13 protein-coding genes are annotated in these 14,696 nt (G+C 42.9%); 3 read left to right on the top strand and 10 right to left on the bottom strand.

Features of this window, described 5'->3' with window-relative positions:
• Positions 1 to 51: 51 nt before the first annotated feature.
• Both IMZ31_RS16665 and IMZ31_RS16660 read left to right on the top strand, forming a co-directional pair.
• Positions 52 to 759: a MurR/RpiR family transcriptional regulator gene (locus IMZ31_RS16665; protein WP_207528379.1), complete on the top strand. Its 708-nt coding sequence runs from the start codon at positions 52 to 54 to the stop codon at positions 757 to 759.
• A 120-nt stretch (positions 760 to 879) separates the two neighbouring features.
• Complete coding sequence (locus IMZ31_RS16660; RefSeq protein ID WP_207528378.1) at positions 880 to 1,209, top strand: DUF2628 domain-containing protein; 330 nt, start codon at positions 880 to 882, stop codon at positions 1,207 to 1,209.
• 175 nt (positions 1,210 to 1,384) lie between these two features.
• Here IMZ31_RS16660 and IMZ31_RS16655 read toward each other — a convergent pair whose 3' ends face one another.
• The 4 genes from IMZ31_RS16655 to IMZ31_RS16640 all read right to left on the bottom strand — a co-directional run bounded on the left by IMZ31_RS16655 (position 1,385) and on the right by IMZ31_RS16640 (position 6,488).
• On the bottom strand, positions 1,385 to 1,792 hold the full coding sequence (locus IMZ31_RS16655; protein ID WP_207528377.1) for a hypothetical protein: 408 nt from the start codon (positions 1,790 to 1,792) through the stop codon (positions 1,385 to 1,387).
• Positions 1,793 to 1,865: 73 nt separating this feature from the next.
• Positions 1,866 to 2,669 carry an Ig-like domain-containing domain gene (locus IMZ31_RS16650; protein WP_207528376.1) on the bottom strand — a complete coding sequence of 268 codons (804 nt, stop codon included), beginning with the start codon at positions 2,667 to 2,669 and terminating at the stop codon, positions 1,866 to 1,868.
• A 161-nt stretch (positions 2,670 to 2,830) separates the two neighbouring features.
• The gene (locus IMZ31_RS16645) at positions 2,831 to 4,279 is read right to left on the bottom strand and encodes an Ig-like domain-containing domain (RefSeq protein WP_207528375.1); all 1,449 of its coding nucleotides are present in this window, start codon (positions 4,277 to 4,279) and stop codon (positions 2,831 to 2,833) included.
• Positions 4,280 to 4,493: 214 nt separating this feature from the next.
• A complete protein-coding gene (locus IMZ31_RS16640) occupies positions 4,494 to 6,488 on the bottom strand; it encodes a S9 family peptidase (protein WP_207528374.1) in 1,995 nt (664 codons plus the stop codon).
• A gap of 607 nt (positions 6,489 to 7,095) precedes the next feature.
• On the opposite strand from IMZ31_RS16640, the gene IMZ31_RS16635 reads away from it, so the two are divergent.
• Positions 7,096 to 8,073, top strand: a complete 978-nt coding sequence (locus tag IMZ31_RS16635; RefSeq protein WP_207528373.1) for a nuclease-related domain-containing protein — start codon at positions 7,096 to 7,098, stop codon at positions 8,071 to 8,073.
• Between the two features lie 584 nt (positions 8,074 to 8,657).
• Here IMZ31_RS16635 and IMZ31_RS16630 read toward each other — a convergent pair.
• From IMZ31_RS16630 to IMZ31_RS16605, 6 genes are all read right to left on the bottom strand, one after another.
• The gene (locus IMZ31_RS16630) at positions 8,658 to 9,491 is read right to left on the bottom strand and encodes a CHY zinc finger protein (RefSeq protein WP_207528372.1); all 834 of its coding nucleotides are present in this window, start codon (positions 9,489 to 9,491) and stop codon (positions 8,658 to 8,660) included.
• 22 nt (positions 9,492 to 9,513) lie between these two features.
• Complete coding sequence (locus IMZ31_RS16625) at positions 9,514 to 10,920, bottom strand: TcaA NTF2-like domain-containing protein (protein ID WP_207528371.1); 1,407 nt, start codon at positions 10,918 to 10,920, stop codon at positions 9,514 to 9,516.
• A 443-nt stretch (positions 10,921 to 11,363) separates the two neighbouring features.
• Positions 11,364 to 11,693: an EamA family transporter gene (locus IMZ31_RS16620; protein ID WP_207528370.1), complete on the bottom strand. Its 330-nt coding sequence runs from the start codon at positions 11,691 to 11,693 to the stop codon at positions 11,364 to 11,366.
• Positions 11,683 to 12,030 carry an EamA/RhaT family transporter gene (locus IMZ31_RS16615; RefSeq protein ID WP_207528369.1) on the bottom strand — a complete coding sequence of 116 codons (348 nt, stop codon included), beginning with the start codon at positions 12,028 to 12,030 and terminating at the stop codon, positions 11,683 to 11,685. The genes IMZ31_RS16620 and IMZ31_RS16615 overlap by 11 nt, the downstream gene beginning before the upstream one ends.
• The gene (locus IMZ31_RS16610; RefSeq protein ID WP_207528368.1) at positions 12,023 to 13,759 is read right to left on the bottom strand and encodes a DUF6020 family protein; all 1,737 of its coding nucleotides are present in this window, start codon (positions 13,757 to 13,759) and stop codon (positions 12,023 to 12,025) included. Before IMZ31_RS16610 ends, IMZ31_RS16615 begins: the two co-directional genes overlap by 8 nt.
• Positions 13,752 to 14,696: a glycosyltransferase family 2 protein gene (locus IMZ31_RS16605; protein WP_207528367.1), complete on the bottom strand. Its 945-nt coding sequence runs from the start codon at positions 14,694 to 14,696 to the stop codon at positions 13,752 to 13,754. Before IMZ31_RS16605 ends, IMZ31_RS16610 begins: the two co-directional genes overlap by 8 nt.

The raw sequence follows: 14,696 nt of genomic DNA, 5'->3' as shown, positions 1-14,696 counted from the left end.
GGTTAATTAAGAAGTGTTGATTCGTGGAACAAAGAAAGGGGTGGAAAGTAGATGTTAAAGTTAGATACGGATAAATTAACGAAGCTTGAAAAAGAAGTGCATCAAAAAGTATCTGAACTTGTCGCAGAAAATGATAAGTTAAAGATCATTGAGGCTGCGGAGATATGTGAAGTAGCCCCTTCTAAAGTATCCACACTCGTTCGGAAGTTAGGCTTTGATAACTTTAAGCAGTACAAACTCTATTTTAGCGGTCATCAGATCAAGTGGGAAAGCAATCAAAGAACGGAAGAAATACAACGCTTAATGCTTTTCTTAGAAAACTTTGATAAAAAAATCGTGGATGATTTTGTATCGATTTATCACAAATATAACAAAATTATTATATATGGCTTAGGCCCCTCCTTTATCAGTGCTGAGTACTTTGCATACAAACTTGATATTGTTTCGGATAAAAATATAAAAGTGACCCATAGCGAAGATTACGCAGAACAAATGGTGGATAATGAGACGTTATTGATTGTTTTATCTGTAACCGGTAAATTCTCTTCCTTTGAAACTCTGTTTCAGAAGTCCAAGGACAAAGGCGCTGAAATTATGCTTATTTTAGAAGAGTACGTGAATACTCAAAACTCCTTGGCTGATTACGTCTTCCATTTGTCTAAGTTTAATCAAAGCGATGCATTGCTTCCATTTGAAAAAACAAGAACGATTTTCTTTATATTTATGGAAGAAATTGCGACGAAATTGAAATATGGGTGAGTGCACTCCTGGTATTTGTACCAGGGGTGTTTTTTTGACTAAACGAACCTTCTTCAGTCATATGGCATAAGCCTCCTCAATATAATAAGGGGTACTTATTTTCCACCAGGAGGCGACAGTATGCAGGTGATGTTAAAAAACGATGCGGGTTTGGTGAAAGAAGTGAAGTTGGGGTTCAGTTGGACAACGTTTTTCTTTGGATTTATTCCTGCATTAATTCGAGGAGATCTGAAGTGGGCGGTCATTATGTTCGCTCTTGCTGCGGTTGCAGGTGTCTTTACGTTTGGTTTAGGTGCTTGGGTTCCGGGTATTATATTCTCGTTCGTCTACAACAAGATCTTTATTAAGGAATTGTTAGAAAAGGGGTACCGACCTGCCACACCTGAAGAAGAAGCCAAGCTACAGGCTGAGGGAATTGTAACTCCTGGGCCTAGTTCTGTAGGAGCATAACTAATACGAAACTTTTATAGGCCTCTCTTCTGTATTCTAAAGAAGAGGGGCCTCTTTCATAAATAAGGTAGTAAGACGGCCAATTTAACCGTTGATCAAACGTTTGATCAATTTTAAGGGCTGAGAGGAAAGAGGGGATAGCATGAGAGCAAACCTTGTTTTATTCTTGACGTTGTTAACCAAGCAAATCGAGTACCATTTCTGATATTCGGTGTCTTAGGACTAATTGTGTCTTTCGTATTCTTTCATCTTCGCTCTTCAGATCTTCAGCTTGTTCTTGCCAGGGTAATCCTGTTTCTTTCTCTAACTTGATAACTTCTTTTTCAAACCATGAACGTGACTCATCGTAAATGGCTAGAGCATAATCGTGGTTTAAGAATTCTTCTGGTGTCCTGAAGTGAAGGTCATTTAGCCATTTTTGGAACCCCTCTACTCCCATTTCTGTCAATCTGTTTTCAAAAACGAGGGTGAGTGATTCAATTACCTTCTTATCCATCTTATCTTTTTCCATCTTTAGTTGTAAGTTGGTTAAAGTGATGTTATGGGTGGATCGGTCCTTCTTACTCAACTTTTTAAAAACCATATCGAATCCCTCCAATCATTCTAGTTAACTACCAAAACACTCCTAACCATATAGTGGGCCTATTTCTCGAAGATTACTTCATAATAAATAAATGTGTAATAGGAGACGATCGTTCTGTTGTTTCTAAAAAGGCCACGAGTCTTCTCTCTGAATTAAGAGGGTAAGCTAGCGTGTAGTGTCCGGGGATGTCGAGTTTATTTTCTAACCCTTTTTTCCCCATAACGCTAATGAGGTCTTCGATATGAAGGGACTTATCTGCAATGCTAAGAGACGCGCCTGTTACGACATCATCAATGAGTGTGTAGGAATAGTCCTCTTCATACTTTCCTTGGAACGATAAGACTGTTCCGCTATTCGACTTCCGAGAAATAAGTGTACGACCCTCTGCCTCTGTAACCTCTTTTTTTGAAGAACCGATCCCTGCTTCCATTCCTTTTAATACGCCATACTCAAGCTGTGAAAGGAAAGATTCATCAAAGTAAGAAGATGCTACTTGAGTTGTTTTTGTCGTAAAAGGTAAAGAGAAAGAATCTGATGACTTTACTCTTGATGTGGACGAGACGCCTTTATTAATATGTAGCGTATAGGTAGTACCAGGCTTGTATGTCCCTTTCAAAGGGGAAACGATTATTTTCTTTCCCTTTATTAATACATCAGTAGGGATGGTTGAGCCGTCTATGTCTGTAACATAAATGTTTTGTTTGTTTTCTGTAGTGGATTGAAGGGGAGTGTTGTAGATGATGGTCCAGGATTTATCCGTCGCCACATTGGTCTTTTGCCCCCACCTTTTGGCAATGTCCGTTGAAGCCTGAGCAGGAACGATGAGTATAAGAGCAAAGATACTGGCTAGCATAAAAATTCTAAGAAACGGTCGCATTATTGAATCATGCTCCTTTGTGGGTATGTTGTCGATTAGTGGGGCTATCTGTATTTAAGTGTATAATGATTATACAAAAAATACAATTAGAGGGGAGTTTTATATTAAATTTAGGTATAAAAAAAGGTGCAGCTTATTCGCTACACCTTTTGTGTCTAGTATTACTTCTTAATTATATTCATGCGATCTAAGTAACTGTCTCCCGATTTGCCTTCTAAATAGAAAAAGGATTTATATTCGTTTTCTGGTCCTGTGAAGTCATACCTTAACACATAGGCATCTTCTTTTTGGAAGACCCCTTCGTATGTAAGGGGGCCAAGAACGCTTTTTACATCTTCAGCTGTAAAGGTGGATTCTTTAAACGTTTTATAGATGACCTGAATAGTGTCCTTAGTTTCGTAGTTCAACTCATGTCCGTATGCAAAGCTCAAGTTATCATAGAAAGCAACCATAGATCCGTTGTATCCTATTTCATCTTTGTCCCCGAAAAGCTGTTTAACATCATCCATAGAGTCTCCGATTTGGAATGGTACGTGTTTAATCTTCCCGGTTTGTAGAGCTTGGGCAAACTCTTCATCAAAGTATGCTGCGCCACTGTCATTCATATAGTAGACATTCTCATTATTCATAAGATTGTTCTTCCATTTTAGAATCGTTTTTGGAAGATGGTCAGCATGATTTTTATCTGTAGTAAAGTAGAGGATACCTTCTTCACTCATGTAATCGCCTGCTTCAACATTCCCAAGCGTTGCTGCATAGATCTCACCATTATCGCTTTTTACCACGATGCCATTCATTGAATTGACGACGCCACGGACGAATCCGCTGTAAGCTTCGCCGCCAAAGTCGTCTGCTACATCTTCTTGCGTTACAACCTGGAACGAGTCTGTGAATAGGTTGTAGTGATCTCCAACTAGTGATTTGAATGCTTCATTTTCAGAATCTGTGAAAAGGCCAACTTCCACAAAACGAGGTGTAGTATCCGTTGTGTCTCCTTTTGTGTAATCTCCGGAGAACACCACCCCGGCGCCGCCATACCAAGAACATTCATCAGTTTGGCTAACTGTAATGGTGTCTCCTGGATTCGTAAAGGTGAGTGTACAACCTTGCTCGTCGGAGTATGTAGCTTCTTCTCCTGAAATGGTTGCAGTGCCTTCAATCAAACCAGTGTGAGCACCTGAAACGGCGTTTAGCGTGAAGTCAAACGTTCCATCCGTCACTTGTTTTACATTCAAAAATGCTTCATTGTACTCCGTATTTCGCGTCCATTCACCAGCTTTAAATGTGTAAGAATCCTCTGTTGTGAAAGGCATGGTCACCGTTTTGTCTGAAGGAATGCCTGAAGTTGAGGAAACGCCCTCTTCGATATGTAACGTATATGTGGTGCCCTCGGCATACTCATTTTCAGGAGGGCCAACGGTTATTTTGTTTTCATCAATAGTGATGTCGTTATTGATCTCGGTGCCACTCTCATCAGTGACGTAAATAAACTCTTCGTTTTCCTCATTAGATTGAATGCTCGTGTTAAATTCAATTGTCCATGTTTTATCTAGTGGTACATCGTTCTTTGTTTCCCATTCTCCATCTTTCGCCTCGGCTGAAGCTTCCATCGGGAGCTGTAACATCAGTGTAAGCAGGGTAAGTAAGGTAGCCAAAACTATTTTGGTACGGATAAGACATGCTCCTTTCATTTCTTTAATAGGTCGTTCATTGAGAATTAACCCAAGCTTACTCTTAATTTCTACTATATTCAAATAATAGGTATTTATGGATGTGCTTTAAATGAGAAAAGTAGATTCCTTAAGGAATCTACTTTTCAATATTTTATGCCTTATAATCCTCAAACCAACCAACAATTTGGTTCAATCGCTCAACTCTTAGGTTCGGTAAACCAGTTCTTGAGAGGTTGTGATCCGATTCTGGGAAGCGGACGAAGCGGGTGGTTTTGTTTTGGTTTTTCAACGCGACAAACAACTGCTCACCTTGTTCGATTGGACAGCGGTAGTCATTCTCGCTATGAATGATTAAAAGAGGTGTCTCGATTTGGTCCACGTACTTAATCGGAGAATGGTCCCACAATTTCTGTGGATCTTCAGTGAAGTGATTCCCAATTTCCCATTTCGTAAAGAAGTGCCCGATGTCACTCACTCCGTAAAAGCTGTGCCAATTGGAAATCGAGCGTTGCGTAACAGCTGCTTTGAAGCGGTTGGTCTTTCCGACGATCCAGTTCGTCATAAAGCCACCATAGCTACCACCTGTAACAAACAGTTGCCCCTCGTCAAGGAATGAGAACTTCTCAAGCGCTGCATCTACTCCTGCCATTACATCTTCGTAGTCGCCTCCGCCGTAATCTCCCCGGCAAGCATCCACAAACGATTGCCCATAACCTTGGCTGCCTCGAGGATTCGTGTACAGAACCGCATATCCTTTTGAGGCTAACAGTTGAAATTCATGCATAAACGAATTTCCATACATCATATGAGGACCTCCGTGAATCTCGAGGACAAGCGGATACGTTTTAGAAGCATCAAAATTCGCAGGTTTCATAAGCCAGCCCTCAATCTCAAGGCCATCTTTGCTTTGATAAGTGAACGATTCAGGTGCAACGATTTCGTACGTGTCTTGGAACGAATCGTTGCTACGTGTAATCTGTTGTTCCTGCTTGTTCTTTAGAGAAACTGAGAAAAGATCCCCGATATGCGTTGGATCACTTACTCCGATAATCGCTTCACCGGTGTCTTTGGCATAATGGAACGCGTAAATGTGACGATCCCCGCCAATTACTTTAGTCACTTCACCAGCTAGATCTGAATGGTAGATTCCTGTATTGCCATGCTCGCTACCTTGAAAATAAAGGCCTTGTCCATCCTGTGTCCATACTGCACCAGGAGAAGGGTTGGCCCAATGTAAATCAGAGATCAATACATCGCTACATTCTAAATCCACCGATTCTGTCAGGCATTTCGTCTTGTTGGTATCGAGGTTTGTGACCCATACTTTCGCCAACGTCGCACCATCGTACTCGTACCCGTGTCCAAAATAGGAGAGTGATTTGCCATCAGGAGAAAAAATTGGCTTCGCAAATCCGCCACTTTTCTCGTTGAGGCGGTAAGGTTGTTGACCGAGTTTTTGAATATAAAGATCAGCTAACATGTAACTTCCTGGCTGATCATCTTGGGGCCGGACATACGCAATCGTCGATCCATCTGGCGACCACGACGGATCAGAGTGGTCATAAGGCCCGGACGTAATTTGCTCAAGCTTTCCCGTTTGGCTGTCATACAGCACGATATGGGAACGTTTATCGTCAAGTAAGCCCTTGCCGTCTGCTTTATAATGCAGCTGATCAACGATGTGAGGCTTCAACTCTTCGTCTTTTTTCTCGTCTTCACTGTTATGAAGATCATCGCCTTCCTCAAGGGACGTCTGAAACATTAGCTTTGCTTCACTAGGGTGCCAGACCGGATTCGCGGCACCATTTTTCAATGTCGTCACCTGATGCGCCTCACCACCAGCAGCTGGCATCACATAGAGCTGATTCTTACCAGATCGATTTGAGATAAAAGCAATCGACTCCCCATCTGCCGACCAGCGCGGCGATTGATTGCGCGATTCCCCGTGTGTCCATTGGGTAGATTTATTCGTTGTTCGGTCATAAACGAATAGGTGAGAATCATATTTCTTCTTATTATTAATGCTCGTCGTCACATAGGCAATCTTGCTCCCATCTGGAGAAACCTGCGGATCTCCGACAAACTGTAAATCATAGAGCGTTTCTGAATGAATCTCTTGCTTCAACGTTTGAGTTGAATGGGTCATGTTTGGTCACTTCCTTTAGTTTAGTGTTTGTATGTACTTGATATCAGTATGAATATTCTGTTAATTATTTGCAAGGGATCTGCGTAATCTGGAGAGGGAGTGGGCGAGCGTGTTAAGTGTCCGGACTGGGGTAGGAGAGTCGGGACGGCGTGCTGAAATGTCTGTATAGGAGTGGAAAGCGTCGAGACACGTGCGTAAAGTGTTCGGACCGGGTTGGCGAGCGTCGTTATGCTGAGCCCAAGCGTCTAGACTGGATCAGAAAGCGTCGGGACAAGTGTGGAAAGTATCCGGACCGGGTTGGCGAGCGTCATTATGCTGAGCCCAAGCGTCTAGACTGGATCAGAAAGCGTCGCGACAAGTGTGGAAAGTGTCCGGACCGGGTTGGCGAGCGTCGTTATGCTGAGCCCGAGCGTCTAGACTGGATCAGAAAGCGTCGGAACAAGCGTGTTAAGTGTCCGGACTGCGGAGTAGAGCGTCGAGGCGGCGTGTGTAAAGTGTCTAGACAGCATCGTGACAAGCGGGGCGGTTCTAAAAAAGAACTATTTTGTTGCATTAATGCTTTTCTTATTTTATCTTTGTTATATTCTTACATTAAAGGAAGTGATAGATGTTGAAGATGAAACAAAGACAAGTCCCATTAGTGCTCAGGCAAGAGGAAGCATTACTTCGCAGGTTGCCATATCAGCATACTAAACGAAGAGAAATAGAGGACTCCATAGGAAAAAGGTGGGCTGGTTATAGGGGAGAGCAGGCGCTTGATTATCACCTAGATTTACTTCCATACCATCAATTTCGTATTTTACATGATATCCGATTGCGTACTCTTCATAAAAACTTTCAGATTGATACCCTCATTTTAACTCCACAAGTCGGCTTTATTCTAGAAGTAAAAAATATTGCAGGCACTCTTCACCTGGAAAATGAATCAGGTCAATTCGTACGTACCCTCAACGGTGTGAAAGCAAGATATTCTAATCCACTTTCCCAAGTAAAACGTCAACGTGAATTACTGAAAAATTGGCTACATCTAAGAGGTGTATACGCATACCCACTGCATTGTCATGTTGTTATTAGTAACCCTGAAACCCTGCTAGAATTTGAGAATGAATTTTCAATTCCTATCACCATGTTAACGGAAACAGTTGATCGCTTAAAAGAGGTCGTTGACCACTATAAAAATCGAGGAACCTTCAATATGAATACTATGGCTCAATCCCTCATTAGCGAAGATGTACCATACCATCCAAATATTTTATCATCTTACTCAGTGCCTACATCTCAGGTACTAAAAGGTGTTATGTGTATTAAGTGTAAGGAGTATTCTATGTTTAGAGTTCGGCAATCTTGGGAGTGCTCCTCATGTAATGATCGATCTCGAAAAGCGCATCTTTTATCTTTGGCAGACTATTTTCTATTATTTGGATCCACTCTAACAAATAAAAGATGTAGAGATTTTTTAGGCCATTCTTCTGCTGGTGCTGTTTCCAAAATGTTATCTCGAATGGAGCTTACTTATACAGGTGCTACAAACACTCGTACGTACATGATGCCAGATAACATTGAAAAGTGGTTGCATCCTTCATGATGAAATGCCCATAAAAGGAGCTTAGACATAAAATGGGGTGTCAGGACACCGAAGCGTCCGTATGAAAGCTAGAAGTGTCGGAACGTCCGGACGAGCGCCACAAGTGTCAGGACAGCGCGCCGAAGCGTCCGGACGAGCGCCAAAAGTGTCAGGACACCGCGCCGAAGAGTCCGGATGAAAGCCAAAAGTGTCAGGACACCGCACCGAAGCTTCCAGATGAATGCCGGAAGTGTCGGAACGCCGCGCCAAACGTCCTGACGAGCGCCAAAAGTGTCAGGACAGCGCGCTGAAGCGTCGGGACGAGCGCCACAATTGTCAGGACACCGCACCGAAGCGTCCGGATGAATGCCGGAAGTGTCGGAACGCCGCACCGAAGCGTCGTGACGAGCGCCACAAGTGTCGGAACGCCGCACCGAAGCGTCGGGACGAGCGCCACAATTGTCAGGACACCGCACCGAAGCGTCGTGACGAGCGCCACAAGTGTCGGAACGCCGCGCCGAAGCGTCCAAACGAAAGCCAAAAGTACCCCACCCACAAAAAACCTCCTATATCAGCCCAAGGCCAACATAGAAGGTTTCTCACAATCACCAAACGCCAAACCCTCCTAATTCATCAATAAAAGTTTTAAAACGATTATAGACGAAAAGAACGGCAATCCCTGTTGAAGTCAGACTTGCTAGTACCGCCCAGTAAAAGGCTTGTTGAGACTTTGCGCTTCTTAAAGAGTAATGGTAGATAAAGAGACTCGGGATCAGAGTGACGACGAGCATTAAAGACACAACCAGTAAAAATACAGCCAATTTTACAGATATTCCAGTAAGGAAAAGAAGCAGTGCCACTCCGTTCAAAGCTAACAATGGAGAGAGAAGATTTCCGAACTTTGAAAGGGAGAGCTTTAAGGATTGACCGTTTTGCAGGATCATATTAAAGATGGCAATAGAGCCAAGTGAGGCCGCTAAAAGCACGGTAATGAACAGCAATCCAGGCTTTGCTATTTCCCAAAATGGCAACGATAATTCAGCGCTCCCCTCAATTAACCAGAGATCCTCTGCTGGAATAAGGGAAAGAAGGAAATTATCTGCTCCAACATATATACTCATCACAAACAAAACCACATATAGCCCAATCGTCACAAGACCATGACCAAACTGACTCTCCGAAGCGGAGAAAGCTTTGTTCGGCTGCTTCACATACCCCATTACTTCTTGAAAATACCCTTTCGAGAAGGCTTTGGCTTTTTCTACGTTTTCGTTTGGGGGTGGGGGTGCGGTTCCAGCTCTTGCTGTTGAAGCAGGAGAAGACGTAGGGACTGGCTCAATACCTGGTGTGGGCGAAGTGTCTCCAGCACTTAGTTCAAATCCACAGTTCCCGCAAAACTTTCCACTCTCCTGCTCGTGGTTACAGTTTGAACAGATCATCGCGTTCATCCTTTCCATAACTTTATAAGTCTTTTCGGATCGTATCGTTTATAAGGATCTTTTGAATCTTATAAGAGCCATTTTCAAACACCACCATGTAACGTTTCGTTCTGTCATAGCGGGTTTGTTCGCCAAGATGGTTCGTGAAGATAAACATTTCTTCCATATCTACTTCAACTAACTGCTCGCTCACTTTTTTCGCCTGAATGACGTTGTTTTCTCTGAAATCATAGGTGTAGACGGATTTTTCAAGATCTACTATATAATCATATAGCTCTTTCTCTGCATGACTGCCTTTTTGTAAGTAGGAGGCCATTAAGCTGAAATTGTGTTCATTCAATGCACGTTCATAGGCGCTTCGAAAGGCAATGACATGATCTGCTGCGCCGTCTGCGGTTGCTCCTGAATCAACATGATCGGTCTCTGCTTGTTCTTCTTGAACAGCCTGTGTCTCTGCCGCTTCTCTTGGTTTATGAATTTGTAGTTTAATTTGATCTCCTTGAACGTATTGGGTATCGATGACTTCGGATTGAATGGTTTCACCACCATGTGAGATCCACTGGGCATGGATTTTTAAAGGAGCTTCAAGTGGGACAGGGCCGATTTCGTTTAACTCAACTAAAGGGAGTCCTGTACTCTCCCCGTTAATAAAGAGAGTGGCGCCCATTTCATTGCTCGTTAGGGAATAAGTCTTGTAGTTGAATGGAAACAAGATTTCTTGTTTACCTGATGGATGTTCGATTTGTACGTCAAGTTGATTAGAGAACGTTCCGAACCTATTTTCGGCTTCCCCTTCTAATGTGTGTATTCCTGGATAAGCTTTTGCGAGATTATAGAATGTATTTGTGCTTGAGATTTTAGCGGAATGGTCCTCGGTTGTGATGGTGGATGGAACGATATCGGAGCTAACTGTGATGGTCGCGGGAATGGCTTTGATATCGTATGTATAGTAGAGTTTAGGAACGATGGCACGTTTCTTTACAAGGAAAATAGCGTTTCCGGTATCATCTGTGACTTGCTTGCCTGTTCTGTTGGCCTCGTTTGAAGTAATGATGGTGGATAATTGCTCTTTCATCGTCGTCCATCCTGCCTCAGTAAGGTAGGTGAAATATTCATTTTCGTTCAATAAAGCATTGTTTTCTAGGGTGATTTCATTTAAGAACGCGGAGGCATTGTTCGTTTTCATCGCTTGATCCATGGCTTGGATTTTTTTCGTTGGGTCAAAAATTGTAGAAAGGGTAAAATGAGCAATCAACAAGACAGCAGCTAGGATTCCTAGTGAGGTGAGAGTCCGTTTCTTCTTTTTCGACATAGGCGGGTTCCGCTTGTAACGGGCTTCGGGGATATTAGTAAGAAATTTTGCACCACAAGCGGTACAAAAGTCCTGACCTTCACCCATCGACTCACCGCATTCTGTACAAAAGCGCATGTCTTCGACTCCTTTCTAAAAAGGTTAAAACGCACAAAACTATCTTATTAGTTAATGAAGTCATTTATGTCTAAAGCTTTGGACAGGAGAGGTGAGCAAACTGCTTTCCTAATAGGTCTTTTGTTCTTATATACTAAAAGTAAGGTAATATATTTTAGGGGGAGATAGGAATGTTCGAACAGCTTAAGAAGCTATTCAAACCTAAGCAATGCGTTATCTGTAAACAAAAACCCCAAGCTCCGAGGAAGTATTACAGCGATTGGGGAGAAGAAGTGCTCGTGTGCGAGAAGTGTGTTCCGTATGCAGAGCGGAGGGCTTTGCGAAAGAAAGTGTGATAGAGAACCGCGAAAAAGAGCTCACCCGCCATACGGATGAGCTCTTTTTCTTTAACACGGTGAAACAAGAAAGGGTGCCAGACACCCTTTACTCTGATAAAGTTCACGCTAGAGTACGAGTAGGACGGATCCTGCTGATATGAGGAGGACGCCGATTCCTTTTTTGATGGTAATGGTTTCGTTCAGGAATAGGCTGGATAGGATCATGGTCCAGATGTAGGTGACTGATGTGATCGGGTATACCACGGTGTAAGGCAGGAGCGTCAATAGATAAATATTGAGAATGGCTCCGGCCAGGTAAAACGCTCCGCCTGTGCCAAGCTTCATAATAAAAGGCGTATTAATGCCTAATGGGTGATCGCTTGCTTTTTTGAAAAAGAAGCCTCCAAGCGATCCGAATAGTGTCATAAATAGAATTAATAGAAGTTTAATGATCACCACCTCCAATGAGAACCACGCCTCCGATTATGAGGAGGACGCCTAGTACGTGAACGGTCTCAATGGTTTCTCCTACGAGGAAGACCCCGAGGAAGAGGGCGAATACATAACCTAAGCTTAGAAGCGGATGGAGTACCGATAAGCTTCCGAACCGGAAGGATAGAATCATCAGCACGGCTCCCAGGAAGTAAAAGATGAAACCGCCAATAAGCTCTGGGTTAATGCCGGCTCCTGAGAGCTTCCAAAACATTTGTCCTAAAGATGTAAGGAAAGCTGCAAGAGTCATCAGCAGAATGCCTTTGCGGTTCTCTCGTATCGATTGTTTGAATCTACTCATGTGATTGCGTTGTCTCCTCTCGACCTATCCAAACCATTGCTACCAGGAAGAGAGCAAGAGGTACGTTAGAGAACAGGTATCGGAAATCCTGCGCCGGTAACGTTGCTGCGACAGATCCTACGCTTAACAGAACTGGTAAGGAAATGAGCCATACACTTCCACGTTTTCCGTATTTCAAGAAGGCAGTGTACGTAAGGAACAAAATCGCTAACAAGTAGCTCGCTGGTCTCCAAATTGTCGTAAGGAAATAGGTTTCACTTTTGTCCAAGTACCTTTGCGTAGCCACGGTAGCTTTAGATGAGATTACTTTATTTTCTAGGCCATATTCATTGTTATAAAAGATGTTGGTCACAAAATTCGATGTGTAACCGGGTTCTTCTGGTTCGTGCATTTGCCATACAATCGAAGCTTCTCGAAGGAAGGCCTCGACGGCTAGTACTGGGTTATTAGCAACCATGCCGCTCCACATCTTAAGAAACTCACCCATATCTTCTGCGATCACCGTATCATTAAACTTACCAGAGAACTTAATGGGATCGACTTTGTAAGGATGATAGTATTTCTCCCAATCTTGAAGAGGCATAATGCGAGATACATATGTTTCTTGTTCTTCCGTCAGATCTCCGTTAATGACGATATTGGCGATCTGTTGGGTTGGAATGCCGACTGCTTCTTTCGTTTCCGTTGGTCGGACGTCTAATGCGGAGAAGATCGGTCCTGTTACCACCAAGTAAATTGCTAATACAGCTACAAAGTTAGCAAGAAGTGGCTTCCACTGTTTTCGAAATACAAGCGATAAGAAGACTCCCATAACAAGAAAGACAGGGAATCCATTGTGACGGAAGAAAGCGACTGCTAAAGATGTGATGAATAAGAGGAGTAGGTTACGCTTTCGATGTAGCCATGCTCCTTTAGAAAAGACCATCTTAAACATCAAGATGCAGAATAGGAAGAGAACGGCGCTGTAGAGGACATCTTTCCATAAGCTGATGGAATAGATCCCAAGTACAGGCCAGGCTGCTACTACAATGGTGAAAAGGCTCAAGCCTTTGTACGAAACGCCGTATTTTTCAATCGACTTCATACCGTATGCCCAAATCAAGGAGATGACTGTAATTTGAAAGAGGGCCAGGATGCCTGGTGAATCCCAAATTTGAACAAGGACGGTCAGTACCCATGTATGCACAAGGGGATGCCAATTGCTCCATTCAAAGGAATGGGCCTGTCCCCACTGAGATAGGGAGTCAGGGGTCATCGTAGCCGGGAAGAAAGCAATAAAGTATACCATCCAGGCTATAAAAGGAATGGCAAAATAAAGTACAAAACTATATGGGGTGGCTGTTCCTTTTGGATCAAATTGAAAGAGAAACTCCATCAGGGTCAGGGTAAGGCAGACGTACAAAACATATGTAAGGAGATAAATGACGACAATCATCAATCTCGATTCTATATGGGATTGGTCTGGTGCAGAGCTGGCCATTAGAAGCATTGGGAACAATAATGCAAAAGGTAGCGTCCATTTCTTGTATGAAGATTGTAAGATTCCGTGAAAACGATTCGCATTACGCGCTAATCGATAGAAAAGAAGAGTAAACAGAACAAATAAAAAGAGCCCGATCCCAAATGTTAGAGAGTAGAAGGGCTCGTAGAAGGAAATGAGGGCTCCAGTAGCAATGAAACTAGCTACTGCAGCACTTATCCAAGTTAATAGAGCATTACCGTTACTCATCTTCGTTCCTCCTTATGCGATCATAAAGGTGGTTGAGTTCTAATTCATATTGTTTGCGATACGTTGCTGTCATGACATCTAAGATGAGTCCGCAAGCAAATATGAGCACACCGAGAATCATAAATCCAGTTGCGAGTATGGCTGATGGAACTTTTGATACAAATCCTGTATTTAAAAATTCTGTTATAACAGGGATACCGACAGCTAACCCTAACACAATGGAAAGGAGCGACCATAGTGAGAAGAAGAGGAACGGCTTGTACTCTTTAAATAAGGTGAAGATCATTCGTAAAACTTTAATACCATCTGAGAAGGTGTTTAACTTCGACTCACTTCCTTCTGGACGATCTCTGTAATCGATCGGAACTTCTTTGAGTAGAAATTTCTTATCCAGAGAATGAATGCTCATTTCTGTTTCAATCGCAAACCCAGAACTCATAACCGGCATAGACTTGACGAATAACTGATCAAACGCACGATATCCCGTCATGATGTCTGTAATATCGCTCTTATATAATCGATTAATTAAACCTTTAACGAGTCGGTTGCCAAATCCGTGGAACTGTCTCTTGTTTTCATCATAGTACGTTCCGTTACTAAGGCGATCGCCAATCGTCATGTTGGCTTTCTTATCTCGTATCGGCTGAATAAGGTCATGGACATATTCTGGTGGATACGTATCGTCCCCGTCTGCCATCACATAAATATCGGCATCAATTTCACGAAACATGGAACGGACCACGTTTCCCTTCCCTTGTCTCCATTCTTTCCGAACAACAGCTCCATGAGATTCAGCAACCTCTGAAGTGCGATCAGATGAGTTATTATCATAAACATAGATCGTAGCGTGGGGAAGTTCTGATTTAAAGTCATCAATAACCTTCCCGATTGTCTGTTCTTCATTATAGCAAGGAAGAAGAACGGCAATTCTCTCCAT

The organism is Pontibacillus sp. ALD_SL1 (assembly GCF_017355605.1).
This window is presented reverse-complemented; position numbering and strand designations above follow the sequence as displayed.